Annotated in this window: 24 protein-coding genes; 12 read left to right on the plus strand and 12 right to left on the minus strand. The window is 60.5% G+C overall.

What is annotated here, in order from left to right:
• Positions 1–115 precede the first annotated feature (115 nt).
• Complete coding sequence (locus tag FRT59_RS13500; protein WP_153871422.1) at positions 116–2,293, minus strand: malate synthase G; 2,178 nt, start codon at positions 2,291–2,293, stop codon at positions 116–118.
• A 267-nt stretch (positions 2,294–2,560) separates the two neighbouring features.
• Between FRT59_RS13500 and FRT59_RS13505 the strand changes: the two genes are divergently transcribed.
• The gene (locus FRT59_RS13505) at positions 2,561–3,073 is read left to right on the plus strand and encodes a glycine cleavage system transcriptional repressor (protein WP_034116114.1); all 513 of its coding nucleotides are present in this window, start codon (positions 2,561–2,563) and stop codon (positions 3,071–3,073) included.
• A gap of 222 nt (positions 3,074–3,295) precedes the next feature.
• On the opposite strand, the gene rarD is transcribed toward FRT59_RS13505, so the two are convergent.
• The 5 genes from rarD to FRT59_RS13530 form a co-directional block, all read right to left on the minus strand.
• Complete coding sequence (gene rarD / locus FRT59_RS13510) at positions 3,296–4,180, minus strand: EamA family transporter RarD (protein WP_034116113.1); 885 nt, start codon at positions 4,178–4,180, stop codon at positions 3,296–3,298.
• A 174-nt stretch (positions 4,181–4,354) separates the two neighbouring features.
• Positions 4,355–5,329: a serine/threonine protein kinase gene (locus tag FRT59_RS13515; RefSeq protein ID WP_034116112.1), complete on the minus strand. Its 975-nt coding sequence runs from the start codon at positions 5,327–5,329 to the stop codon at positions 4,355–4,357.
• Between the two features lie 168 nt (positions 5,330–5,497).
• Entirely contained in the window at positions 5,498–7,396 is a 1,899-nt protein-coding gene (locus tag FRT59_RS13520; RefSeq protein WP_153871423.1) for a PhoX family protein, read from the minus strand.
• A gap of 79 nt (positions 7,397–7,475) precedes the next feature.
• Entirely contained in the window at positions 7,476–8,240 is a 765-nt protein-coding gene (locus FRT59_RS13525; RefSeq protein WP_034116110.1) for a TOBE domain-containing protein, read from the minus strand.
• Positions 8,241–8,297: 57 nt separating this feature from the next.
• Complete coding sequence (locus FRT59_RS13530) at positions 8,298–9,035, minus strand: ComFC family protein (protein ID WP_034116109.1); 738 nt, start codon at positions 9,033–9,035, stop codon at positions 8,298–8,300.
• Positions 9,036–9,127: 92 nt separating this feature from the next.
• On the opposite strand from FRT59_RS13530, the gene bioB reads away from it, so the two are divergent.
• From bioB to FRT59_RS13575, 9 genes are all read left to right on the plus strand, one after another.
• On the plus strand, positions 9,128–10,183 hold the full coding sequence (gene bioB / locus FRT59_RS13535; protein WP_014720209.1) for a biotin synthase BioB: 1,056 nt from the start codon (positions 9,128–9,130) through the stop codon (positions 10,181–10,183).
• Positions 10,184–10,327: 144 nt separating this feature from the next.
• Positions 10,328–11,509, plus strand: coding sequence for an 8-amino-7-oxononanoate synthase (gene bioF / locus FRT59_RS13540; protein WP_153871424.1), 1,182 nt, complete (start codon positions 10,328–10,330; stop codon positions 11,507–11,509).
• Positions 11,502–12,233 carry an alpha/beta fold hydrolase gene (locus FRT59_RS13545; protein WP_153871425.1) on the plus strand — a complete coding sequence of 244 codons (732 nt, stop codon included), beginning with the start codon at positions 11,502–11,504 and terminating at the stop codon, positions 12,231–12,233. Before bioF ends, FRT59_RS13545 begins: the two co-directional genes overlap by 8 nt.
• Positions 12,226–13,038, plus strand: coding sequence for a malonyl-ACP O-methyltransferase BioC (bioC, locus tag FRT59_RS13550; RefSeq protein ID WP_153837525.1), 813 nt, complete (start codon positions 12,226–12,228; stop codon positions 13,036–13,038). The genes FRT59_RS13545 and bioC overlap by 8 nt, the downstream gene beginning before the upstream one ends.
• Complete coding sequence (gene bioD / locus FRT59_RS13555; RefSeq protein ID WP_153837526.1) at positions 13,035–13,715, plus strand: dethiobiotin synthase; 681 nt, start codon at positions 13,035–13,037, stop codon at positions 13,713–13,715. Before bioC ends, bioD begins: the two co-directional genes overlap by 4 nt.
• Positions 13,716–13,821: 106 nt before the next feature.
• Positions 13,822–14,103, plus strand: a complete 282-nt coding sequence (locus tag FRT59_RS13560; RefSeq protein WP_034116104.1) for a hypothetical protein — start codon at positions 13,822–13,824, stop codon at positions 14,101–14,103.
• A gap of 332 nt (positions 14,104–14,435) precedes the next feature.
• Entirely contained in the window at positions 14,436–16,241 is a 1,806-nt protein-coding gene (locus tag FRT59_RS13565; RefSeq protein ID WP_034116103.1) for a phenylacyl-CoA dehydrogenase, read from the plus strand.
• Positions 16,242–16,445: 204 nt separating this feature from the next.
• Positions 16,446–17,735, plus strand: a complete 1,290-nt coding sequence (locus FRT59_RS13570) for a GGDEF domain-containing protein (protein ID WP_153871426.1) — start codon at positions 16,446–16,448, stop codon at positions 17,733–17,735.
• A 230-nt stretch (positions 17,736–17,965) separates the two neighbouring features.
• Positions 17,966–19,744 (plus strand): acyl-CoA dehydrogenase C-terminal domain-containing protein, encoded by a 1,779-nt coding sequence (locus FRT59_RS13575; protein ID WP_153871427.1) that lies wholly within the window; start codon positions 17,966–17,968, stop codon positions 19,742–19,744.
• Between the two features lie 226 nt (positions 19,745–19,970).
• Here FRT59_RS13575 and FRT59_RS13580 read toward each other — a convergent pair whose 3' ends face one another.
• Complete coding sequence (locus FRT59_RS13580) at positions 19,971–20,870, minus strand: LysR family transcriptional regulator (RefSeq protein ID WP_034116100.1); 900 nt, start codon at positions 20,868–20,870, stop codon at positions 19,971–19,973.
• Positions 20,871–21,079: 209 nt separating this feature from the next.
• Between FRT59_RS13580 and FRT59_RS13585 the strand changes: the two genes are divergently transcribed.
• Positions 21,080–22,348, plus strand: coding sequence for an aspartate aminotransferase family protein (locus tag FRT59_RS13585; RefSeq protein WP_198809871.1), 1,269 nt, complete (start codon positions 21,080–21,082; stop codon positions 22,346–22,348).
• Positions 22,349–22,531: 183 nt separating this feature from the next.
• Positions 22,532–22,690: a YqaE/Pmp3 family membrane protein gene (locus FRT59_RS13590; RefSeq protein ID WP_003194776.1), complete on the plus strand. Its 159-nt coding sequence runs from the start codon at positions 22,532–22,534 to the stop codon at positions 22,688–22,690.
• 5 nt (positions 22,691–22,695) lie between these two features.
• Here the strand turns inward: FRT59_RS13590 and pqqE are convergent, their stop codons facing one another.
• From pqqE to pqqA, 5 genes are all read right to left on the minus strand, one after another.
• Complete coding sequence (gene pqqE, locus FRT59_RS13595) at positions 22,696–23,826, minus strand: pyrroloquinoline quinone biosynthesis protein PqqE (protein WP_015886197.1); 1,131 nt, start codon at positions 23,824–23,826, stop codon at positions 22,696–22,698.
• Positions 23,819–24,094, minus strand: a complete 276-nt coding sequence (gene pqqD / locus FRT59_RS13600) for a pyrroloquinoline quinone biosynthesis peptide chaperone PqqD (protein ID WP_153871428.1) — start codon at positions 24,092–24,094, stop codon at positions 23,819–23,821. Before pqqD ends, pqqE begins: the two co-directional genes overlap by 8 nt.
• Positions 24,091–24,843, minus strand: coding sequence for a pyrroloquinoline-quinone synthase PqqC (gene pqqC / locus FRT59_RS13605; protein WP_153837529.1), 753 nt, complete (start codon positions 24,841–24,843; stop codon positions 24,091–24,093). Before pqqC ends, pqqD begins: the two co-directional genes overlap by 4 nt.
• Positions 24,844–24,854: 11 nt before the next feature.
• Positions 24,855–25,766, minus strand: coding sequence for a pyrroloquinoline quinone biosynthesis protein PqqB (gene pqqB, locus FRT59_RS13610; protein ID WP_010207003.1), 912 nt, complete (start codon positions 25,764–25,766; stop codon positions 24,855–24,857).
• A gap of 71 nt (positions 25,767–25,837) precedes the next feature.
• Positions 25,838–25,912 carry a pyrroloquinoline quinone precursor peptide PqqA gene (gene pqqA / locus FRT59_RS13615; protein WP_003194766.1) on the minus strand — a complete coding sequence of 25 codons (75 nt, stop codon included), beginning with the start codon at positions 25,910–25,912 and terminating at the stop codon, positions 25,838–25,840.
• Positions 25,913–26,064: the final 152 nt, after the last annotated feature.

Consider the following 26,064-nt stretch of genomic DNA (forward strand, 5'->3'; position numbering starts at 1 on the left):
TTCTAAAAGTGTTCGCAGTTCAAAATGTGGGAGGGGGGCTTGCCCCTGATAGCGCCAGTTCAGTCACCCTCAAACCAACAAAAAAGCCCTGATCTCTCGATCAGGGCTTTTTCAGTTACAGGCCGTTTTTAGCCTTGAACTCCCGACGCCGACGGTGCAACACCGGTTCGGTATACCCATTAGGCTGCTTGGTCCCCTCAATCACCAACTCCACCGCGGCCTGGAACGCGATGTTGCTGTCGAAATCCGGCGCCAATGGGCGGTACAACGCGTCATCTGCGTTCTGACGGTCCACCACCGGCGCCATGCGCTTGAGGCTTTCCATCACCTGAGCTTCGTTGACGATGCCGTGGCGCAACCAGTTGGCGATGTGCTGGCTGGAAATTCGCAGGGTGGCGCGGTCTTCCATCAGGCCGACATCGTTGATGTCCGGCACTTTCGAGCAGCCGACGCCCTGGTCGATCCAACGGACCACATAACCCAGGATGCCTTGGGCATTGTTGTCCAGTTCGTTGCGGATCTCTTCCTCGGACCAATCGGGGTTGCTGGCCAGGGGAATGGTGAGGATATCGTCCACCGAGGCGCGCTCGCGCTTGGCCAGTTCGGCCTGGCGGGCGAACACATCAACCTTGTGATAGTGCAGTGCATGCAGCGCCGCCGCGGTAGGCGACGGTACCCAAGCGGTGTTGGCACCGGCCAGTGGGTGGGCGATTTTCTGTTCAAGCATCAAAGCCATCAGGTCGGGCATGGCCCACATGCCTTTACCGATTTGCGCACGACCTTGCAGGCCGGTGCTCAAGCCGATATCGACGTTCCAGTTCTCATACGCGCCGATCCATTTTTCCGCTTTCATGGCCGCTTTGCGCACCATCGCGCCGGCTTCCATGGAGGTGTGGATTTCGTCGCCGGTGCGGTCAAGGAAACCGGTGTTGATGAACACCACGCGCTCGCTGGCCGCTTTGATACAGGCCTTGAGGTTGACTGTGGTGCGGCGCTCCTCGTCCATGATCCCGACTTTCAGCGTGTTGCGCGGCAGGTTCAGCACCTCTTCGATGCGACCGAACAGCTCGTTGGTGAACGCGGCTTCTTCCGGGCCGTGCATCTTCGGCTTGACGATGTACACCGAACCGGTACGGCTATTTTTGCGCGTGTTGTTGCCATTGAGGCTGTGGATCGCCGCCAGGCTGGTGAGCAGGCCGTCGAGGATGCCTTCCGGCACTTCGTTGCCGTCTTTATCGAGGATCGCGTCGATAGTCATCAGGTGGCCAACGTTACGCACGAACAGCAGCGAACGGCCGTGCAGCGTCACATCCTGGCCGTCCACGCCGGTGTAGACGCGATCAGGGTTCATGGTGCGAGTGAACGTCTTGCCGCCCTTGGCCACTTCTTCGGCCAGGTCGCCCTTCATCAGGCCGAGCCAGTTGCGGTAGATCACCACTTTGTCATCGGCATCCACGGCGGCGACGGAGTCTTCGCAGTCCATGATGGTGGTCAGCGCGGCTTCCATCAGCACGTCTTTGACGCCGGCCGCATCGGTCTGGCCGACCGGAGTGCTGGCGTCGATCTGGATTTCGAAGTGCAGGCCGTTGTGCTTGAGCAGAATCGCAATCGGCTCGGCCGCGGGGCCCTGGAAACCGATCAACTGGGCATCGTCACGCAGGCCGCTGTTGCTGCCGCCTTTAAGGCTGACGATCAACTTGCCATCGACGATTTTGTAGCCAGTGGAATCAACGTGGCTGCCGGCGCTGAGCGGCGCAGCTTCGTCGAGGAACCCACGGGCGAAGGCGATGACTTTGTCACCACGTACCTTGTTGTAGCCCTTGCCCTTCTCGGCGCCGCCAGCTTCGCTGATGGCGTCGGTGCCATACAACGCGTCATACAGCGAGCCCCAGCGTGCATTCGAAGCGTTGAGGGCGAAGCGGGCATTCATCACCGGCACTACCAACTGGGGGCCGGCCATGCGGGCAATTTCGTCGTCGACGTTTTGGGTCGAGGCCTGGAAGTCTGCGGCTTCTGGCAGCAGGTATCCGATGTCTTGCAGGAAGGCTTTGTAGGCCACCGGGTCGTGGGCTTTGCCTGCGTGTGTCTGGTGCCAGGTATCGATCCGCGCCTGGAAATCGTCGCGTTTGGCGAGTAGGGCTTTGTTCTTCGGTGCCAGGTCGTGGATGACCTTGTCGGCACCGGCCCAGAACTGGTCGGCAGTGATGCCGGTACCGGGAATGGCTTCGTTGTTCACGAAGTCGAACAGGACTTTGGCGACCTGCAGGCCACCGACTTGAACGTGTTCAGTCATTGCTTGCCTCACTCTGCGGAGCTTATGCGCTTTTTCAGATTTTCATTATGTAGTGCACGGTTGGGCATACTACATGATGACTTGCGGTTGTGAAAATTAGACTAAATACGTCGTTTAGCGACCCACTTTGGTCGTACGGTCACAGCGGAGAACCGGATGTTCTCAAAAAACCATTAGATTGTTCCAGATAAATATAAAAATGGTACACGATTTGTTTTCGAGTGCGCCCGGGTCCACCTTGTAGATTGAATTCCAGAGGGCTTTGCCATGGACCATCTTGTACTCACAATTATCGCCGCCGACAAACCCGGCCTGGTTGAACGCATTGCGCAGAACATTGCCGCCCACGGCGGTAACTGGCTGGAAAGCCGCATGGCCCACATGGCCGGGCAGTTTGCCGGGATCCTGCGGGTCAGCGTGCCGACAGAGCAGCGCCAGGCGTTGGTTGGCGCGCTGGAGGACTTATCCACACATGGCATTCGTGTGCTGGTGGGCGAGGGCAGCAGCGGGCAGGCATCGGCATCCAAACCGATCCTGATGACCTTGGTGGGCAATGACCGCTCGGGCATCGTGCGCGAGATCACCGCGCTGTTGAGCCAGCAGGGCGTCAACCTGGAGCGCCTGAGCACCGATGTACGGCCGGCGCCCATGAGTGGTGATCCATTGTTTAACGCCGAAGCGTTGCTGCAGGTGCCGGCGAGTATGTCGTTGGAAACCTTGCAGGCGGCGCTTGAGACCCTGGCCGATGACTTGATGGTGGAGTTGCGTCAGGAAGAGTAACGATCCACAAGGTTATGCATGGAAATCTTGCATGGGCCTGTGGATAACCTGTAGAGACCCGGCGCCAGGCCACGCTGGCCGGGCTTCTCCGTCAGCTGAGCAAAAAACGAACAGTTTCAAGGACTTGTGCACACATGGCGGGGATCAGGGTGTGGATAACCTTGGGGTGGAACGCTGCAAGCCACGAAAGCTGTGGCTTGCAGAGGTTTGTACGTTATTTGATCAGCGTTTGCGTATGCTCAGCCAGGCGTCCAGGCTGTATACCACCAGGCCGGCCCAGATAAAGGCGAACGCAATGAGCGTGCTGGGTGCCAGGTGTTCGCCGAACAGCAATACCGCTTCCAGCAGCACCAGGGTCGGCGCCACGTACTGCAAAAAGCCCAGTGCGGTGTAGGGCAAATGCCGGGCGGCGGCGTTGAAGCACACCAGTGGGATCAGGGTCACTGGGCCCGCTGCCACCAGCCACCAGGCTTCAGAGGTGCTCCAGAATTCCAGTTGGGCACTGTGGGCCGACGGATTGAACAGCAACCAGGCGACGGCAATCGGCACCAGCATCCAAGTCTCCACCACCAGCCCGGGCAATGCCTTGACCGGCGCCTGCTTGCGGATCAAACCGTAGAAGCCGAAGGTCAACGCCAACACCAGCGACACCCACGGCAAGCTGCCGACCTGCCAGACCTGTTGCGCCACGCCCACCGCTGCCAAACCCACCGCTATCCACTGCAGGCGCCGCAGGCGTTCACCGAGAATCAGCATGCCCAGCAGCACATTCACCAGCGGGTTGATGTAGTAACCCAGGCTGGCCTCGAGCATGCGCCCGCTGTTCACCGACCACACGTAGGTCAGCCAGTTAGCTGCGATCAGCGAACCGCTGAGTGCGAGGATCGCCAGGCGTTTGGGGTTGTCGCGCAATTCACGGAACCAGCCCGGGTGTTTCCACACCATCAGTAGCAAACCGCCGAACAGCGCCGACCACAGCACGCGGTGCACGATAATCTCTGCGGCGGGTACGCTGGCGATGGCTTTGAAGTAGAGCGGGAACAGACCCCAGATGACGTAGGCACTCAGGCCCAGGATGTACCCCTTGCGAGGGTTGGCGGCTTGCATTGCAGAATCCTTGCTTAGGCAGCTTACAAAGCGCAATTGTAAGGATATTTGTCAGCGTATGGGACCTGCTTTGCTTTTTGCTTTATGTGGGAGGGGGCTTGCTCCCGATGACGGACTGTCAGTTTATAAATATGGCACCTGACACACCGCTATCGGGAGCAAGTCCCTCCTACATTAGAAGAGTTTGAGCGGTTCTTCGTTGAGCGCCGACAACTGCTCACGCAACGCCAGTACCTGATCGCCCCAATACCGCTCGCTGCCGAACCACGGGAAGCTGTGGGGGAACGCCGGGTCATCCCAACGCCGCGCCAGCCAGGCGCTGTAGTGCATCAGGCGCAGGGCACGCAGGGGTTCGATCAGGGCCAGTTCGCGTGGGTCGAAGTCGTGGAATTCCTGATAGCCGTCCATCAGTTCCGACAGCTGGCCCAGGCATTCCTGGCGGTCGCCGGCGAGCATCATCCACAGGTCTTGCACTGCCGGGCCCATGCGGCAGTCATCGAGGTCGACGATATGGAACATCTCGTCGCGGCACATCATGTTGCCGGGGTGGCAATCGCCGTGCATGCGGATGTTCTTGTGCGGCGTGGCCTTGTACACCTCTTCCACGCGCTTGAGCAGGTCACGGGCCACGGACTCGTAGGCCGGCAACAGGCTCTTGGGAATGAAGTTGCCTTCAAGCAGGGTGTTGAGGGAATCGTGACCGAAGTTCTTCACGCCCAGGGCTTCGCGGTGTTCAAACGGGCGGGTGGAACCCACCGCGTGCAAACGACCCAGCAACTGCCCGAGCCGGTAGAGCTGGTCGAGATTACCCGGCTCCGGCGCCCGGCCGCCACGGCGCGGAAACAGGGTGAAGCGGAAACCCGCGTGTTCGAACAGGCTTTCGCCATTGTGAATCAGCGGCGCTACTACTGGGACTTCGCATTCGGCCAGTTCGAAGGTGAAGCGGTGCTCTTCGAGGATCGCCTCGTTGGTCCAGCGCTGGGGGCGGTAGAACTTGGCGATCAGCGGTTCGGCGTCTTCGATGCCCACCTGGTACACGCGGTTTTCGTAGCTGTTGAGCGCCAGAACGCGAGCATCGCTGAGAAAACCGATGCTTTCGACAGCGTCGAGAACCAGGTCAGGGGTGAGTGTTTCAAACGGGTGGGCCATGCGAACTCCTGCGCGCAGCAGGGCGCCGCGTCGGGCCGGGTATGGTAACGCACCGGGCTTGAGATAGGGGGCGGCTGTGCCATTGCCATCGGGAGCAAGCCCCTCCCACATTTTGACCGTGTGAACCCGATCAAGTGTGGGAGGGGGCTTGCTCCCGATGAGGCCCTATCAGGCGCCGACGATCCCACCATCATCCCGCCGAATCGCCATCACCGACGAACGCGGCTTGCCATTCGGCAGATGCTCCGGCCAGGTCGAACCACCGGTTTCACCCGGATGCTGAATCCCCACAAACAAGGTCTTCTGGTCCGGCGCAAAGCTGATCCCCGTCACCTCACAGGCTACTGGCCCGACCATGAAGCGGCGGATTTCCCCAGTGCTCGGGTCGGCACACAGCATCTGGTTGTTACCCATGCCGGCAAATTCGCCTGCGTTGCTGTAGTCGCCATCGGTGAGGATCCACAAGCGCCCGGCCTTGTCGAAACCCAGGCCATCGGGGCTGTTGAACATGTTCTGTGGGTTGATATTGGATGAGCCGCCCTTGGGTGTACCGCCGTGCACGCGTGGGTTGCCGGCCACCACGAACAGGTCCCAGCTGAAGTCCGTGGCGCCGTGGTTATCGGCGTCGGCTTTCCAACGCAGGATCTGGCCGTAGATGTTTTTCTCCCGTGGGTTGGGCCCGCCCACGGGCTGACCTTCCTCGCCACGTTTGGCGTTGTTGGTCAGGGTGCAATAGACCTGGCCGTCAGTGGGGCTGACCACGATCCATTCCGGGCGGTCCATGCGCGTGGCTTTCACTACGCTGGCAGCCAGGCGGGCGTGAATGAGCACCTCGGCCTGGTTGGCGAAACCGCTGCTGGCGTCGATACCGTTTTTACCGTGGGTCAACTCTACCCATTGGCCTTTGCCCTTGGGGTGGTCGGCGTTGCCGTCGCCCGCGTCGAAGATCGCCACGTACAAAGTGCCGTGGTCCAGCAGGTGTTTATTGGCCTTGGCATTGTGGTGGTTGATCGGGTCGCGGCTGACGAACTTGTAGATGAACTCACCGCGTTCATCGTCGCCCATGTACACCACGGCGCGGCCGTCGCGGGTCTCGGCGAGAGCGGCGTTCTCGTGCTTGAAACGGCCCAATGCCGTGCGCTTGACCGGAGTGGATTGCGGGTCGAATGGATCGATTTCCACCACCCAGCCATGGCGATTGAGTTCGTTGGGGTTCTTGGCCATGTCGAAGCGTGGGTCATGCTGATGCCAGTTGATGTCTTTACTGGCGCCCACCACGCCATAGCGCTTCTGCCCGGCGTCGAAGGCTTGCTGGGGGTTGCTGCTGCCGAAGCAGTCGGTGAAGTTTTCTTCGCAGGTCAGGTAAGTGCCCCATGGGGTCTTGCCGTTGGCGCAATTCTGGAATGTCCCGAGGGCTTTCTTGCCGGTTTTGTCGGCGCGGGTTTTCAGCCAGTCATGGCCGGCGGCGGGGCCGCTCAGGCGGATCGGTGAGTTGCCGTGGATGCGCCGGTTGTAGCGCGAGTCCTGTACGAACTGCCAGGTGTCGCCCTTGCGCCGCACTTCGATCACCGACACGCCTTCACTGGCCAGGGCCTTGCGCACATCTTCGGCCGATTGCGGCGCGCCACCGTGGGGGAAAAGGTAGCGGTAGTTGGTGTATTCGTTGTTGATCGCCATCAGTGCGCGGTTGTTGTCGCCCGGGAAGGGAAACAGGCTCATGCCGTCGTTGTTGTCGCCGAACTGCTGTTCCTGGGCCTTGGCGGTGCCATTGCCGGACGGATCGAAAGCCGGCGCGTTCTTGTGCAGCGGCTGGCCCCAACTGATCAGCACCGACGCGCTGTAGCCAGGCGGCAAGGTGATGGTGTCGCTGGTGGCGGCGGCGATGCTGGTGAACCCCAGCAGCGGGCTGGCAGAAGCGGCATTCACGGCCAGGGCACTGCGGCTCAGCAGGTTGCCACCCAGAAACATCGCCGCACCGCACAGGGCGCCTGCGCCGATAAAGCGACGGCGGGTGAGGCCGACCATCTGTTCAAGATCGGTGGCGTGGTTTTCTTCTAATAGGCTCATCTCAGGCTCCCTGCGGTTTTTGCAGACACCTTAAGCAGCGCTTGTGACCAGATTGTTGCAGCTTGAAGACGTTCGCCCGCTACACCGGCGTGCCCAGCAACACATTGCTGGGGGCAAATTGCACACGGACCGGCTGGCCTTCGCCAGCGTTGAGTGCCTGGAGTGCGGCGGGCTGGGCCAGCGCGCATAACACCTGGCCGTTGGGCAGAGAGATACGCACCTCACTGGGGCCATCTTCGGCGCCGAGAATCGTCTCGATCACACCGCTCATACAATTGTGTCCAGGTGTTTCAGGCTGGCCGATCGCCAGTAGTTCGAGCCATCCGGCCTTGATCAGGGCGACCACTTCCACGCCGGCCTGCAGTTCCAGTCGTTGGGTACTGTCGTGGGTGATCTGTGCATCAAGATGCAGGCCACCGGCCAACTGCAAGCGAATCATGTCGTTGCGACCCTGGCTGTCGATAGCGCTGACCTGGCCGTGCAATTGGTTGCGGGCACTGGTGCGCAGCATCAGGCGCCCCAGCAGGTTGAAGTCGCTCGCCGCTTCGTCCGAACCCAGTACCTGGGCCTGCAACACTTGCAGGCGCTGATAGAGGCGCAGCACCCGTTGACCTTCTTGCGTCAGCCTGGCGCCGCCACCGCCCTTGCCACCGACGCTGCGTTCAACCAACGGTTTTTGCGCCAGGTTGTTCAGTTCGTCGATGGCGTCCCAGGCGGCCTTGTAACTCAACCCGGCGCTTTTGGCCGCACGGGTAATGGAACCCTGCTCGGCGATGTGCCCCAGCAAGGCAATTCGCTGGGGGCGACGGATGATGTGTTGGTTGAGAGGGCTGGGCAGAGACATGGGCATACGCTTGGATGAGATGAACGGACGTTGCCGCCCTGGCGCAAGGGAGTCAAGTCAGGTGCCGGGTTTGGGCGTGCGGGCCAGGCAATAAACGTCGACCTGGCGTGCACCGGCGGCCACCAAAAGCCGCGCCAGGGCGTGGGCCGTGGCGCCGGTGGTGAGTACGTCATCTACCAGCGCCAGATGTTGGCCTGCTACCTGAGTGCCGGGGGCCAGGGCGAAGGCGTTTAGCAGGTTGCGTTTGCGCGTCCTGGCATCAAGGTCTTGCTGCGCGACGGTTTCATGAGGTCGCAACAGCAGGTGTTCATTGTGGGGAATATCGAGGGCAGCACTGAGCCAACGCGCCACCATCAGTGCTTGGTTAAAGCCGCGTTCGCGCAGGCGTTTGCGTGCCATGGGCACCGGCAGCAGGCAGTCGGGGCGGCTGAGTTCGGCGTTATCGAAGCGGTGTTGCAGATGTTGCGTGAGCAGGCGCGCGAGCATGTGCCCCAGCGGCCAACGCGCCTGATGTTTGAAGCGGCTGATCAGGGTGTCGATGGGAAAACTGTAGGTCCAAGGGGCGACGACCTGGTTAAAGGCGGGTGGATGTTTTTGGCATTGGCCGCAGAGCAAGCCGTCCATCGGCAAGGGCAGGGCACAGCGTTCACACTGCTCCATCAGCCATGGCAGTTCTGTTTCGCAGACGTTGCACACATTTTCAGCCGCTTCAGTGCATTCATCGCAGATCAGGCAGGTTTGTATACTTTTTGACCAGATGTAAACTTGGTGCTTGTACTCAGGTTGACAGTGCATGAATCTTCCTTAAATATGCCGAGCATCCGTGTCGTGCCTGTGGGTATTGCCCTTCCCGCAGCGCTTGCCAAAGCATAATCAAGGAATCGCCCATGAGCGCCAGCACCTCTGCCACCCTGCGTCACGATTGGTCTTTAGCCGAAGTCAAAGCCCTGTTCGTGCAGCCGTTCAATGACCTGTTGTTCCAGGCGCAGACCGTGCACCGCGCGCATTTCGACGCCAACCGCGTGCAGGTGTCGACCCTGCTGTCGATCAAGACCGGCGCCTGCCCGGAAGATTGCAAATATTGTCCGCAGTCGGGCCACTACAACACCGGCCTGGAAAAAGAAAAGCTGATGGAAGTGCAAAAGGTCCTCGAAGAGGCCGCCCGCGCCAAGGCCATCGGTTCGACGCGTTTCTGCATGGGCGCAGCGTGGAAACACCCGTCGGCCAAAGACATGCCCTACGTGCTGGAGATGGTCAAAGGGGTGAAGGCCATGGGCCTGGAAACCTGCATGACCCTCGGGCGCCTCGATCAGGACCAGACCGAAGCCCTGGCCCAGGCGGGCCTGGACTACTACAACCACAACCTCGATACGTCGCCGGAGTTCTACGGCTCGATCATCACCACCCGCACCTACAGCGAGCGCCTGCAAACCCTGGCCTATGTGCGTGATTCGGGGATGAAAATCTGCTCGGGCGGTATCCTCGGCATGGGCGAGTCCCTCGACGACCGTGCCAACCTGCTGATCCAACTGGCCAACCTGCCGGAGCATCCCGAGTCGGTGCCGATCAACATGCTGGTGAAGGTTGCCGGTACACCGTTGGAAAACGCCGACGACATCGACCCCTTCGATTTCATCCGCATGCTGGCGGTGGCGCGCATCCTGATGCCGCAATCCCACGTGCGGCTGTCCGCCGGCCGCGAAGCCATGAACGAGCAGATGCAGGCCCTGGCGTTTTTTGCCGGCGCCAACTCGATCTTCTACGGCGACAAATTGCTGACCACCGCCAACCCCCAGGCTGACAAGGACATGCAATTGTTTGCACGCCTGGGCATCCTGCCGGAAGCCCGTGAAGAGCACGCTGATGAAGTGCACCAGGCGGCGATTGAGCAGGCGTTGGTGGAGCAGAAGAGCAGCGAGCAGTTCTACAACGCTGTCGTCTGATTGAAATGGGATCCCAATGTGGGAGGGGGCTTGCTCCCGATAGCGGTGTGTCAGTCTCAGTATCTGTAACTGAACCACCGCTATCGGGAGCAAGCCCCCTCCCACATTATTTGATCCAGTTGAACCCGCCAAATCGAGGCCAGCATGTCTTTTGATCTCTCCGCACGCCTCGCTGCCCGCCGTGCCGAACACCTTTATCGTCAACGCCCCTTGTTGGAGAGCCCGCAGGGCCCGGAAGTGGTGGTGGATGGCCAACCGCTGTTGGCGTTCTGCAATAACGATTACCTGGGCCTGGCCAACCACCCGCAGGTGGTCGAGGCCTGGCGCGCTGGTGCATCCCGCTGGGGCGTGGGCGGTGGTGCTTCGCATTTGGTAGTGGGGCACGCCACGCCGCACCATGAGTTGGAAGAAGCTCTCGCCGACCTCACGGGGCGCCCGCGGGCACTGCTGTTCACCACCGGCTATATGGCCAACCTCGGTGCGGTAACAGCATTGGTGGGGCAGGGCGATACGGTGCTGGAAGACCGTCTCAATCACGCTTCATTACTGGATGCCGGTTTATTGTCCGGGGCGCGTTTCAACCGCTACCTGCATAACGACGCTGTCAGTCTGGCCAAGCGCCTGGAGAAGGCCACCGGCAATACGCTGGTGGTCACCGATGGTGTGTTCAGCATGGACGGCAATCTGGCCGACCTGCCCGCGCTGGCCCGTGAAGCCAAGGCCAGAGGTGCCTGGCTGATGGTGGATGACGCCCATGGCTTCGGCCCGCTGGGCGCCCATGGCGGTGGCATTGTCGAGCATTTCGGCTTGAGCCAGGAGGAGGTGCCGGTGCTGGTTGGCACCTTGGGCAAAGCCTTCGGTACCGCCGGGGCGTTTGTGGCGGGCAGTGAGGCGTTGATCGAAAGCCTGATCCAATTTGCCCGCCCGTATATCTACACCACCAGCCAACCACCGGCACTGGCCTGCGCCACCCTCAAAAGCCTGGAGCTGCTGCGCAGCGAACATTGGCGGCGTGATCATCTCAACGGGTTGATCCGCCAGTTCCGCCAGGGCGCCGAGCAGATGGGCCTGGCATTGATGGACAGCTTTACGCCGATCCAGCCGATCCTGATTGGCGACAGCGCCCGGGCGTTGCGCCTGTCGCACATGTTGCGTGAGCGTGGCCTGATGGTGACCGCGATCCGCCCGCCTACCGTGCCCGCCGGCAGTGCCCGTTTACGGGTGACATTGACCGCGGCCCACAGCGAGGCGCAGGTGCAGCTATTGTTAAACGGACTCGAAGAATGTTTCCGCTTGTTAGGCACCTCGGAGCCCGACCATGCGTAATCGACTGATATTGCTGCCCGGCTGGGGCCTTGGTGTGTCACCGCTGGAGCCGTTGGCCGCGGCATTGCACGGCCTGGACGAACACCTGCGGGTACAGGTCGAGCCTCTGCCAGCGCTGGACTCCAGTGATTTGAATGAGTGGCTCGACGAACTCGATGCGACGCTGCCGGACAACGTCTGGCTCGGTGGTTGGTCCCTGGGCGGCATGCTCGCTTCAGAGCTGGCAGCGCGCCGTGGCGAACGTTGCTGTGGTTTGCTGACCCTGGCGAGCAACCCGTGCTTCGTCGCCCATGACGGTTGGCCCCACGCGATGCCTGCCGAGACCTTCGACGCATTCCTGGCGGGCTGCCACGCCGACTCCCAAGTCACCCTCAAGCGCTTCGGCCTGTTGTGTGCCAAGGGCGCCGAAGACCCTCGCGGGCTGTCGCGGTTGCTGGTCAGCGGTGCGCCGAATACCGCCCCCAGCGTATTGATGCCCGGCCTGGAGCTGCTGGCCCAACTGGATACGCGGGCGGCCTTACAGGCATTTCGCGGGCCGCAGTTGCATCTGTTTGCCGGCCTGGATGGGCTGGTGCCTGCCGAAGCCGCCAGCGACCTGCTGGCATTGCTCCCTGATGTAGAAGTCGGCCTGATTGAACAGGCCGGTCACGCGTTTCTTCTGGAAGACCCCCACGGTGTAGCGGGGGCCATCCAGGCTTTTTTGCATGAGTGTGTTGATGACTGATTTATCCCATCCTCCCTTGCCAGGGGGCTTGCCGGACAAGCGCCAGGTCGCGGCCTCGTTTTCCCGTGCGGCGGCCAGCTACGACAGCGTGGCCGAGTTGCAGCGGGCGGTGGGGCATGAATTGCTCAGCCGTTTGCCATCCGACGTTTCGCCCCAACGCTGGCTGGATATGGGCTGCGGCACGGGTTATTTCAGCCGCGTATTGGGCGAGCGTTTGCCTGCCAGCCAAGGTGTGGCGCTGGATATCGCCGAGGGCATGCTCAACCATGCGCGGCCATTGGGTGGCGCCGCGTACTTTGTCGCCGGTGACGCCGAGCGCCTGCCGTTGCAGACGAGCAGTTGCGGACTGATCTTTTCCAGCCTGGCGGTGCAGTGGTGTGCACATTTTGATGCCGTGCTCAGCGAGGCTTCTCGTGTGCTGCAACCAGGCGGTGTGTTGGCCTTCGCGAGCCTGTGCGTCGGTACCCTGGGTGAGCTGCGCGAAAGCTGGCGGGCCGTGGATGGCCTGGTTCACGTCAACCGCTTCCGCACTTTCGACGCTTATCAACAGCTGTGTGCGGCCAGTGGTTTACGAGTGGCAAGCCTGGAGCGACAGCCCCATGTGCTGCATTACCCGGACGTGCGCAGCCTGACCCACGAACTCAAGGCGTTGGGCGCCCATAACCTCAACCCGGGCCGCCCGGGAGGGTTGACGGGGCGCGCGCGGATTGTTGCACTGGTAGACGCTTACGAGCAGTTCCGTCAGGCTCAGGGCCTGCCCGCCACCTATCAAGTGGTGTACGCCGTATTGGAGAAACCTTTATGAGCGCCGCTTACTTCATCACCGGCACCGACACCGATGTGGGCAAGACCACCATCGCCGCTGGCCTGTTGCATGCGGCCAGGCTGGCGGGTAAAAGCACGGCGGCAGGAAAACCGGTGGCGTCGGGCTGCCAGCTGACTGCCCAAGGACTGCGCAATGCCGATGCGTTGGCGCTGCTGGCCGAATGTTCAGTACCGCTGAGTTATACCGAGGTCAACCCGGTGGCATTCGAGCCGGCGATCGCGCCGCATCTGGCCGCGCGCGAGGCGGGTGTCGCGCTGACGGTGCAATCGTTGCTCAAACCGATGCAGCACATCCTGGCACGTGGAGCGGATTTCACCTTGATCGAAGGCGCGGGTGGTTGGCGCGTGCCCTTGGCTGACCAGGCCAACCTGTCGGACCTGGCCATAGCGCTCAAGCTGCCGGTGATCCTGGTGGTGGGCGTGCGCCTGGGGTGTATCAGCCACGCACTGCTCACCGCTGAAGCCATCGCCCGGGACGGCTTGCCGCTGGCGGGCTGGGTGGCGAACATTATCGACCCCAAGACCTCTCGTCTGGAAGAAAACCTCGCCACCCTGGCTGAGCGCTTGCCGGCGCCTTGCCTGGGGCGGGTGCCGAAACTCAAGCATGCCGGGGCCGCCGCGGTGGCCGAGTACCTGGAACTGGACCTGCTTGACTGATTTTGGCTATCACTAAGGCAATATGCCATTAGTGTTTTTGACGGGCCTTTTGCCAGGATGTCTGCTTCAATCCAGTTTCACGATTCTCTAAAGGCAGGCTTACGCCATGGAAATCTCTGGAAGCAGCGCGTTTTATTCGGGCCTGAGCAGCATTCAGACCGGGCAGAACCGTGTCGACCAGGCGGCCGGCAAGATTGCCAGCGCCGCGACGACCCAGCCATCGGGTGCACAAAGTGATCGTCTGCAAGCCAACGACCGCGCCCAGCCGTCCAACTCGGCGAGCAATATGGTGGAAATGGCCCAGGGCAAGTTTCAAGTCGAGCTGGGGGCGAAAGTCGCCAAGGCTTCGGATGAAATGCTCGGCACCTTGATCGATACCTACGCTTAATCCCTCTCTAAATTCATGCCTGCTCTTCTGTGGGAGCGGGCTTGCTCGCGAAGGCGAATCTTCAGCCAGCATTGCAGCTGACTGACGCACCGCTTTCGCGAGCAAGCCCGCTCCCACATTTGTCCTGCGTCATTCTGCTGAACCTCTTCGAATCATGCGGCGTCTTGCCGCAAGCATTGGCGTGCCTGAGATTGACCCGCATCAAGACAAACGGCATCCGGCCGACGCTTGACAACCCTGGGTCGTAAACGTATGTTTCAAACACCTGTTTGACCGCCATAACAAATCCACGCGGTTGTTCATCCCAGCTACATCAGCAGAGGTTTATCGCTATGCCTGACTACAAGGCCCCCTTGCGTGATATTCGCTTCGTTCGTGACGAACTGCTCGGTTATGAAGCGCACTATCAGAGCCTGCCGGCTTGCCAGGACGCTACCCCGGACATGGTTGACGCCATTCTCGAAGAAGGTGCCAAGTTCTGTGAGCAAGTACTGGCACCGTTGAACCGCGTGGGCGACATCGAAGGGTGTACCTGGAGTGAGTCAGGCGTTAAGACCCCTACCGGCTTCAAAGAAGCCTACAAACAATTCGTCGAAGGCGGCTGGCCGAGCCTGGCCCACGATGTGGAGCACGGCGGCCAAGGCCTGCCGGAATCCCTGGGCCTGGCGGTGAGCGAAATGGTGGGTGCCGCCAACTGGTCGTGGGGCATGTACCCGGGCCTGTCCCATGGTGCGATGAACACTATCTCCGAGCACGGCACCCCAGAGCAGCAAAACGCCTACCTGACCAAACTGGTGTCGGGCGAGTGGACCGGCACCATGTGCCTGACCGAGCCGCACTGCGGCACCGACCTGGGCATGCTGCGCACCAAGGCCGAGCCTCAGGCTGACGGTTCCTACAAAGTCTCCGGCACCAAGATCTTCATCTCGGCCGGTGAGCACGACATGGCCGATAACATCGTCCACATCGTGTTGGCCCGCCTGCCGGACGCACCGGCTGGCACCAAAGGCATCTCGCTGTTTATCGTGCCCAAATTCCTGCCTAACGCCGATGGTTCGGTGGGCGAGCGCAACGCAGTGACCTGTGGTTCCCTGGAACACAAGATGGGTATCCACGGCAACGCCACCTGCGTGATGAACTTCGACGCGGCCACCGGTTTCCTGATCGGCCCGGCGAACAAAGGCCTGAACTGCATGTTCACCTTTATGAACACCGCTCGCCTGGGTACCGCGCTGCAAGGCCTGTCCCACGCCGAGATCGGCTTCCAGGGTGGCTTGAAATACGCCCGTGATCGCCTGCAGATGCGCTCGCTGACTGGCCCGAAAGCACCGGACAAGGCCGCTGACCCGATCATCGTGCACCCTGACGTGCGCCGCATGTTGCTGACCATGAAAGCCTTCGCCGAAGGTAACCGTGCGATGGTGTACTTCACCGCCAAGCAAGTGGACATCGTCAAGTACGGCACTGACGACGAAGCCAAGAAACAGGCTGATGGCCTGCTGGCGTTCATGACCCCGATCGCCAAGGCGTTCATGACCGAAGTCGGTTTTGAATCGGCCAACCACGGCGTGCAGATCTACGGTGGCCACGGTTTCATCGCCGAGTGGGGCATGGAGCAGAACGTTCGCGACAGCCGCATTTCGATGTTGTACGAAGGTACTACCGGCATCCAGGCGCTGGACTTGCTCGGCCGTAAAGTACTGATGACCCAAGGCGAAGCGCTCAAGGGCTTCACCAAGATCGTGCACAAGTTCTGCCAGGCCAACGAAGGTAACGAAGCCGTCAAAGAGTTCGTTGCACCGCTGGCGGCACTGAACAAAGAGTGGGGCGAGTTGACCATGAAGGTCGGCATGGCCGCGATGAAAGACCGTGAAGAAGTCGGTGCCGCCTCGGTGGATTACCTGATGTACTCCGGCTACGCGTGCCTGGCTTACTTCTGGGCCGACATGGCGCGCCTGGCGGCTGAAAAGCTGGCTGCCGGTACCACCGAAGAGGCGTTCTACACCGCCAAGTTGCAGACCGCACGCTTCTACTTCCAGCGCATCCTGCCGCGTACTCGTACCCATGTGGCGACCATGCTGTCGGGTGCCAACAACCTGATGGACATGAAAGAAGAAGACTTCGGCCTGGCTTACTAAGCCTTACCGGGTCCTTTGAAAACCGCCGTCTCCCTAGGGAGGCGGCGGTTTTTTATGGCCGGTTAAAAAACCACAGCACAGCACTCAGGGATTAGGAGCGCCTGCCGTTAAAGTGATGGCAATGTGATACGTGTCGGTCGGTTGTGCTTAACTGATCGAATAGAGGCACAGTGCCATTATTTTTTACGGGTCGGAGTTTTACCCTTGTCACGCGTGTCCGCTGTACGTTTCAGTCATTTCCTACCTTCGCTGCTGCTGTTGCTGGCTGGGCTCTCGGCTGCGTACGTCAAGGACCTCAACGTCTTCTTCACCTCGCTGTTCAACGTGCTGCCGACCTTGGTGTTGCTGCTCGGCGGTGCGTATTGCGCGGTGTATCGGCGCCAGCGTGAACTGTTCTTGATGATCACGGTGTACGTCGCCTATTTCCTGCTGGATACCCAGACCGATTTCTACCGTGACAATGGCCGTGTGCGCGAAGACGCCGCGGTGGTCTTTCATCTGTGTTGCCTGCTGTTGCCACTGCTGTTCAGCATCTACGCGGTGTGGCAGGAGAAAACCCACCTGTTCCGTGACTTCGTCGCACGCGGCGCGGTGTTACTGGCGGTGGGCAGCGTGGCGTTGGCCCTGGAGCAAAGTTATCCCCAGGCGCTCCTAAACTGGCTGGCGGAGATCCGCTGGCCACTGTTGCATGGCGCCTGGATGAGCCTGATCCAACTCTCTTACCCGATGTTCCTGATTGGTTTCCTTACCCTGGCCGCACAGTACTGGTATCAGCCGCGCCCGCTGCACGCCGCGCAACTGGTAGGGTTGTTGGGCTTGTTCTGGATGCTGCCGCAAACCTTCATTCTGCCATTCACCCTTAACATTATGTGCAGCCAGGTCATGTTGATGATCGCTGCCGGTGTGGCTCATGAAGCCTATCAAATGGCGTTCCGCGACGAATTGACTGGCTTGCCGGGGCGGCGAGCCCTCAACGAGCGCATGCAGCGTTTGGGGCGCAACTATGTGCTGGCGATGAGTGACGTTGATCATTTCAAGCGTTTCAACGACACCCATGGCCACGACGTGGGTGATCAGGTATTGCGGCTGGTGGCGAGCAAGCTGTCCAAGGTCAATGGCGGCGGGCGTGCCTATCGTTACGGCGGCGAAGAGTTCGCCGTGGTGTTTGCCGGCAAGACCCTGGACGAATGCATGCCGCACCTCGAGGAGATCCGCGAGATCATTGCCAGCTACGATATCAAGTTGCGTAATCCGGACCGCCCCCATGATGATCATCAGGGTCGGCAGCGGCGTGCGGGTAGTGGCGCTTCCAGTGTGTCGGTGACGGTCAGCATTGGCGTGGCCGAGCGCCAGGCCGAGCAGCGTAGCCCCGAAGAGGTGCTCAAGTCCGCTGACCAGGCGCTGTATGCCGCCAAGGGTGCCGGGCGCAACTGTGTGGTCGCGGCCGGGCAAACCCGTCGTGGCGCGGTACGCATGGAAAGCGCTGCCGGTTGAGTAATGGCGGTGTATTCAGCAACGCTATAGTGAATGCCTGATGCGACTGCCTGCCGACGTTTGTCCCTTACGGCTGCAAGCTTGATAATCCAAAGAAAAAGGCTGGCATGACTTGTAAATACTTACGGGTCACAACTGGACTCTATGTGTCTTAAAAGTTGTTCGGTTACACTCGGAGCCTGTAAAACCGATCCTGTCGAATTACTTTTCACGTTCTCACGAGGTTTGCCATGGCTGATTACAAAGCGCCGTTGCGTGATATGCGCTTCGTCCTCAACGAAGTTTTTGAGGTCGCCAAGACTTGGTCCCAATTGCCGGCATTGGCAGACGCCGTTGACGCCGAAACCGTTGAGGCGATCCTCGAAGAAGCCGGCAAGGTCACCGCCAAATCCATCGCCCCACTCAGCCGCGGTGGCGATGAGCAAGGCTGCCACTGGACGGACGGCGCAGTCAGCACCCCTGACGGTTTCCCCCAGGCCTACAGCACCTACGCCGAAGGCGGTTGGGTTGGAGTGGGCGGCGACCCGACCTACGGCGGCATGGGCATGCCCAAGGCGGTGTCGGCGCAGGTCGAGGAAATGATCAACTCCTCGAGCCTGGCATTCGGCCTATACCCGATGCTGACCTCCGGTGCCTGTGTATCGATCAACACCCACGCCAGTGAAGAGCTCAAGGCCACCTACCTGCCGAATATGTACGCCGGCACCTGGGCAGGCTCCATGTGCCTGACCGAAGCCCACGCGGGCACTGACCTGGGGATGATCCGCACCAAAGCCGAGCCTCAGGCGGACGGTTCCTACAAAGTCAGCGGCACCAAGATCTTCATCACCGGTGGCGAACATGACCTGACCGAAAACATCATTCACCTGGTGCTGGCCAAACTGCCGGATGCACCGGCCGGGCCCAAGGGCATTTCGCTGTTCCTGGTGCCCAAGTTCCTGGTCAATGCCGATGGCAGCCTGGGCGCGCGTAACCCGGTAACCTGCGGCTCTATTGAACACAAGATGGGCATCCAGGCGTCCGCGACCTGTGTGATGAACTTCGACGAAGCCGTGGGTTATCTGGTAGGTGAGCCCAACCGGGGCCTGGCGGCGATGTTCACGATGATGAACTATGAACGCCTGGGGGTGGGTATCCAGGGCTTGGCGTCCGGCGAGCGCTCCTATCAGAACGCGATTGAATATGCCCGTGACCGTCTGCAGAGCCGCTCCCCGCTGGGTGCACAGGCCAAGGACAAAGTGGCCGACCCGATCATCGTGCATCCCGATGTACGCCGCATGCTGCTGACCATGAAGGCGGCGAACGAGGGTGGCCGGGCGTTCTCCACCTACGTGGCGACGCAGTTGGACATCGCCAAGTTCAGTGACGATGCGGCTGCTCGGGAGCGCGCCGATAAGCTGGTCGCGTTGCTGACGCCTGTCGCCAAGGCTTTCCTTACGGATCTGGGCCTGGAAACCACCGTGCTCGGCCAGCAAGTGTTTGGCGGCCATGGTTACATCCGCGAGTGGGGCCAGGAGCAGTTGGTGCGTGACGTGCGCATTACCCAGATCTACGAAGGCACCAATGGCATTCAGGCCCTGGACTTGATGGGACGCAAGATCGTCGGCAGCGGCGGTGCGTTCTACACCCTGTTCGCCGATGAGATCCGCCAGTTCATCGCTGAGTCGGGCCCTGAGTTGGCCGAGTTCACCAAGCCGCTCAGCGTGGCGGTGGATAACCTGGATGAATTGACGGCCTGGGTGCTGGACCGCGCCAAGAGCAACCCGAATGAAATCGGCGCAGCGTCGGTGGAATACCTGCATGCGTTCGGCTACATGGCCTATGCCTACATGTGGGCGCGCATGGCCAAGGCCGCGTTGGGCAAAGAGGCCGAGGAGGCGTTCTACGCCAGCAAACTGGGCACCGCACGTTTCTACTTTGCCCGTCTGTTACCGCGTATCCACTCGTTGAGTGCGTCGGTAAAAGCCGGTAGCGAATCGCTGTTCCTGATGGATGAAGCCCTGTTCTAAGGGCGGGGAGGGCGTGTAAGCATTCTCTTACATCACGTGCTGCTATTCGTCCTCTATCGCCACATTGGATCCACGGCTAATCTACTTCACATGGACGTCGCGCAGGAAGCGCAAAGCAACAACACGGACACGTAGGATTCTGCCAGGATGGCGGAGTGAAATGGATGTCAGGGAAACAGTCTGCAAAGCCCCGCTTCGGCGGGGTTTTCTTTTGCCCGCGAAAAAGTCAGGCGCTCGCCTGCGGGGCATTCATCACGTCCTCCAGCAAGGTACGCAGCAACGCTACCGTCGCCTGCTGGCGCTGCACATCGCGGCACACCAGCCCCACTTTCAGCGACACCCTGGGTTCACTCAAGGGTTTCCACAGCAGTGCCTTGCTGTTGTGTTCGTCCTGGGAGCGCCCTGGCAGCACCGTCGCCAACCGGGTGTGGGGCAGGCTGTCGAGGATGCCCACCATGGTATTGAGCTCTGCCTGTACTTGCGGGCGTCGTCCCAGGTTGGCCAACTGGCCCTGCCAGATCTGCCTGACTTGAAACTCTTCCCCTAGCAGCAACATCGGCAACTCGGCTGCCTGTTTCAGCGAGACTTTCTTGAATTCGCGCAGCGGATGGTCTTCGGGAATCACCAGCTTCAACTCATCTTCATACAACAACACACCGTGCAGGCCTGGCTGACGTGGCGGCAGGTAGCTGATGCCAATGTCGAGGGAGCCGTTGAGCAGTCGGCGCTCAATTTCGTGCCCCGTCAACTCGTAGATCTGCACCACCAGGTGGGGCTGGGCCTTGCGCACGCGCTCAAGCATCTGCGGCACCAGGCTGGTGTGTACGGTTTGCAGCACGCCGATGGCCAAGGTCCGCATAGCCTGGCCCTTGAAGTTGCGCAGCGCCTCGACAGCCTGCTGCATGCCATCGATGAGCGGCAACGCATGGTTGTATAAGGTATGTGCCGCCAACGTCGGTAGCAGGCGCTTGCTGCTGCGTTCGAACAGGCTCACGTCGAGGTTCTGTTCCAGTTGGCGGATTTGTTGCGACAAGGCTGGCTGGGAGATCGACAGGCGCTCCGCTGCACGACCTACGTGGCCTTCCTCATACACCGCGACGAAATAACGCAGTTGCTTGAAATCCATAAGGTTTGCTTATCGAAAAAGCTGGAAAATCGAAATGGCCGTTGGCCCCCGAGACGCCTAGTCTAGCGCCTATTCGCAGGGCTTACAGGGCCGGATCGGACAATGAATAACCTTTGTGTTGATAGCGTTTACATAGGCAATACAAAAAATTCCCAGGTGGATTGGCCGGGGTGCACCGACCAAGGTCCGGTTGCCATCGGGGGTAACTTGTGAACCTGTTCAATATGCGCCGCCCCGCTCCGAGCCTGGATGACCTTATCCTGGATTCAACACGCAACAATCACTGCGCCGAGTCCCTGATGCCCGCGGTGGCCCGCCCACCTCAAGTGTTCGTACGTGGCCAGGGCTCCTGGCTCTGGGACAGCGAAGAGCGTGCGTATCTGGATTTCAGCCAGGGCAATGCCGCCAACAGCCTCGGCCACAGCCCACAGGTGTTGATCAAGGCCCTGGCTGAACAAACCCAAGTGCTGATCAACCCCGGCAACGGCCTGCATAGCCGCGCACAGCTCAATCTCGTCGAGCGTCTTTGCCGGCAGACTGGCAGCGACCAGGCTTACCTGCTCAACAGTGGCGCACAGGCCTGCGAGGCGGCGATCAAGCTGGCGCGCAAATGGGGGCAACTGCATCGCGGCGGTGCCTATCGCATTATCAGCGCGAGCAACAGTTGCCATGGTCGAAGCTTCGCCGCGCTGGCAGCTTCGGCCGGGGCGCTGGGTAACCGCTTCGAACCGCAACTGCCGGGTTTCAGTCACGTCCCTTTCAATGATCTTCCTGCCCTGCATGCCGCTGTGGATGCCCAGACGGTAGCTATCATGCTGGAGCCGATCCAGAGCGCTGCTGGCGTTATCCCGGCGACCGAGCACTATCTCAAGGGCGTCGAGCGGCTATGTCGCGAACTGGGGATCCTGCTGATCCTCGACGAAGTGCAAACCGGCATCGGTCGCTGCGGCACCTTGCTCGCCGAGCAACAGTACGGCGTACGCGCCGACATCATCACCCTGGGCAAAGGCTTGGGCGGCGGTGTGCCGTTGGCGGCGCTGCTGGCTCGGGGCAAAGCCTGTTGCTTTGATGCCGGCGAGTTGGACGGTACCCACCTTGGCAATGCGCTGATGGCCTCGGCCGGGTTGGCCGTAACCGATACGGTGCTGGAGCAAGGCTTTCTTGAGCATGTACGCGAGTCGGGCTGCTACTTGGGCGAAGGCCTCGCCCGTCTGGCGTATCGCTACGACCATGGCCAATTGCGCGGAAATGGCCTGATGTGGGGGCTGACGTTGTCGGATGATTCTGCGGATGCAGTGGTAAAAGCCGCCTTGCATGAGGGGCTGATCCTCAACGCGCCGCAATCCGACTGCCTGCGCTTCACGCCGGCTCTCACGGTAAGCAAAAGCAATATCGACGAAATGCTCCTGCGCCTGGCCCGCGCTTTTTCACGGGTGCGCACCGCCCAACTGCAATGCCGCCGGGGCATTGCGGTTTAACCCCTTATTCCAGAACCGTCTCGCGGCATACGCGGCGCCCTCAGCCTGATTTTTTTGGCTGGGGGCGTTTTTTTTCCGGTTCAGTAAAGGATGGCGCAGTGCCAGATCCCACTGAACCCTCACGAACGTCCAAGGTCGATTAGCTACACGGCTCACACGAGCCGATTTTTATGGAGCTGACCCATGGACATCATTCGTATCATCATCGCCATTCTGCTGCCGCCACTGGGTGTGTTCCTGCAAGTAGGTTTCGGCGGTGCATTCTGGCTGAATATCCTGCTGACCCTGTGCGGTTACTTCCCCGGCATCATTCACGCGGTGTACATCATCGCCAAGCGTTAAGGCGCTCAGCCTTTTGCAATGAGCCGTGAGTTGCGCTCATTGCGAAAGGCCAGTTGCTCGATGGTCTGGGTGGCGTGTTCGGCTTCTTCCCGTGCCTGAAGAATGATGCCGTGCTGTTCGGACTTGCTGCACACCGGGTCGGCATTGCTGGCATCACCGGTGAGCATGAACGCCTGACAACGGCAGCCGCCGAAGTCCTTTTCCTTTTCATCGCATGAGCGACATGGCTCGGGCATCCAGTCGTAGCCACGAAAGCGATTGAAGCCAAACGAGTCGTACCAGATGTGCTGCATGCTGTGGTCACGCACATTGGGAAATTGCACCGGCATCTGTCGAGCACCGTGACAGGGCAGGGCGGTGCCGTCCGGTGTCACCGTCAGAAAGATGCTGCCCCAGCCATTCATGCAGGCTTTCGGGCGTTCCTCGTAATAGTCCGGAGTGACGAAGATCAGCTTGCACGGGTGGCCTTCGGCCTCCAGCTTGGCGCGGTATTCGTTGGTGATGCGTTCGGCACGCACCAGTTGTTCCCGGGTCGGCAACAAACCCACACGATTGAGCTGCGCCCAGCCGTAGAACTGGCAGGTGGCGAGCTCGACAAAATCCGCTTCCAACGCAATGCACAGTTCGATAATGCGGTCGATCTTGTCGATATTGTGCCGATGGGTGACAAAGTTCAGCACCATCGGGTAGCCATGTGCTTTTACCGCACGGGCCATTTCCAGTTTTTGCGCGAAGGCTTTTTTCGAGCCGGCCAGCAGGTTGTTCACCTGTTCGTCGCTGGCCTGGAAGCTGATCTGGATGTGGTCCAGGCCAGCCTTCTTGAAGTCGCTGATTTTCTGCTCGGTCAGGCCAATGCCGGAGGTGATCAGGTTGGTGTAGAAGCCCAGCTTGCGCGCTTCTGCGATCAGCTCGGCCAAGTCCTGTCGCACCAGCGGTTCGCCGCCGGAAAAACCCAGCTGCGCGGCGCCCATCTCGCGGGCTTCGCGAAACACCTTGATCCACTGTTCGGTGCTCAGCTCCTTGCCCTGTTCAGCGAAATCCAGCGGGTTGGAGCAATACGGGCATTGCAACGGGCAGCGATAGGTCAGCTCGGCCAGTAGCCATAGCGGCAGGCCGATGGCCGGTTTTTCAGGCAAGGGTGATCCAGTGCTCAGCACGGGCGACCTCCATGAATTGCTCGATGTCTTCACCGAGTTCAGGCACACCGGGAAACTGCTTATCCAGCTCGGCAATGATTGCTGCCACGTCGCGCTTACCGTCGATCAAGCCACCGATCAATGCGGCGCTGTCGTTGAGTTTGATCATGCCCTCGGGGTAGAGCAACACATGGCCTTTCTGTGCGGGTTCGTACTGGTAGCGATAGCCTTGGCGCCAGGTCGGTGTTCTGCTGCGATCAAAGCTCATAGGGTGATCCCTTTATGCCAGACCCGCTGTTCGGTCACGCTGTGATACGGCGGGCGTTTCAGTTCGTAGGCCATGCTCATGGCATCGAGCATGCTCCACAGGATGTCCAGTTTGAACTGCAGAATCTCCAGCATGCGCTCCTGGCCTTCACGGGTGGTGTAGTGCTGCAGCGTTATCGCCAAGCCGTGCTCTACATCGCGCCGCGCCTGGCCCAGGCGGGTGCGGAAGTACTCGTAGCCGGCCGGGTCGATCCACGGGTAATGCTGCGGCCAGCTGTCGAGGCGTGACTGGTGGATCTGCGGCGCGAACAGCTCAGTCAGGGAGCTGCTGGCGGCTTCCTGCCAACTGGCGCGGCGGGCGAAGTTGACGTAGGCGTCCACTGCGAAACGCACGCCGGGCAGCACCAGTTCCTGGGAGCGAAGTTGATCCGGGTCGAGGCCGACAGCCTGGCCCAGGCGCAGCCAGGCTTCGATACCGCCGTCTTCACCGGGGGCGCCGTCGTGGTCAAGCAGGCGCTGGATCCACTCACGGCGAATTTCACGGTCCGGGCAGTTGGCCAGGATCGCGGCGTCTTTCAAGGGAATGTTCACCTGATAGTAGAAGCGATTGGCGACCCAGCCCTGGATCTGCTCACGGGTGGCACGGCCTTCGTACATCGCCACATGGTAGGGGTGATGGATGTGGTAGTAGGCGCCCTTGGCCCGCAGGGCTGCTTCGAACTCAGCGGTAGTCAGCGGTGTGTCAGTCATTTCAATCGCTCCTACAATTCAATACTCATGCCGTCGTAAGCCACTTCCACATTGCGCCGCACCAGCTCGGCCCGCTCGGGGGAGTCTTCATCGAGGATCGGGTTGGTGTTGTTGATGTGGATAAGCACCTTGCGCTGCTTCGGTAACTGCTCCAGCACTTCAAGCATGCCGCCAGGGCCGTTCTGCGCCAGGTGGCCCATTTCGCGACCGGTGCGAGTGCCGACGCCACGGCGCTGCATTTCGTCGTCGTCCCACATCGTACCGTCCACTAGCAGGCAATCGCTGCCAGCCATGATTTCCAGCAACGGCGCGTCAACCTTGCCCAGGCCCGGGGCGTAGAAGAGTTTGCCGCCAGTGCGCAGGTCTTCGACGATCAGGCCGATATTGTCGCCTGGGTGTGGGTCGAAGCGGTGCGGCGAATAGGGCGGCGCGGCGCTGCGCAACGGCAGCGGGGTGAAACGCAGGTTGGGGCAGGCCGGGATGGTAAAACTGGCATCTAGCTCAATGCGGTTCCAGGCCAGGCCACCGTTCCAGTGGGTCAGCATGGTGAACAACGGGAAACCGGTGCTCAGGTCTTCATGGACCATGTCGGTGCACCACACCTGGTGCGGGCAGCCTTCGCGCAGGCTCAACAGGCCGGTGGTGTGGTCGATCTGGCTGTCCATCAGGATGATCGCGCTGATGCCTGTATCGCGCAGGGCGCGGCCTGGTTGCATGGGCGCAAAGCCCTGGAGTTGTGCGCGGATATCCGGTGACGCATTGCACAGCACCCAGTTCACGCCATCGTCGGAGATCGCGATGGACGACTGGGTACGCGCCTGGGCCCGCAGGCTGCCATCACGAAAACCTGCACAGTTCACGCAGTTGCAGTTCCACTGCGGGAAACCACCGCCGGCGGCGGAACCTAGAATCTGGACAAACATGATCGCTCCATCAGGCAAAGCTCAAAACAAAAACGCCCCGGGCGAACCGAGGCGTTGTATTACTCAGCCAATCAACGGCTGGCGAAGTACATGGTGACTTCGAAACCGATACGCAGATCAGTGTAAGCAGGTTTGGACCAAGTCATATTCTTACTCCTATCAAGGGATGGGACGTTCACTACCAAGTAATACATATAGTCCACCTCCCATTGGAGATGTTCAGATATTGCTGCGGAATATTACGCAATTCTTTCCAAGTTAGCGCTGTCTCGACGGAAAAAGCCTGTTGCAGGGTTGG

The sequence above is a fragment of the Pseudomonas haemolytica genome (genome assembly GCF_009659625.1).
Taxonomy (GTDB): Bacteria; Pseudomonadota; Gammaproteobacteria; order Pseudomonadales; family Pseudomonadaceae; genus Aquipseudomonas; species Aquipseudomonas haemolytica.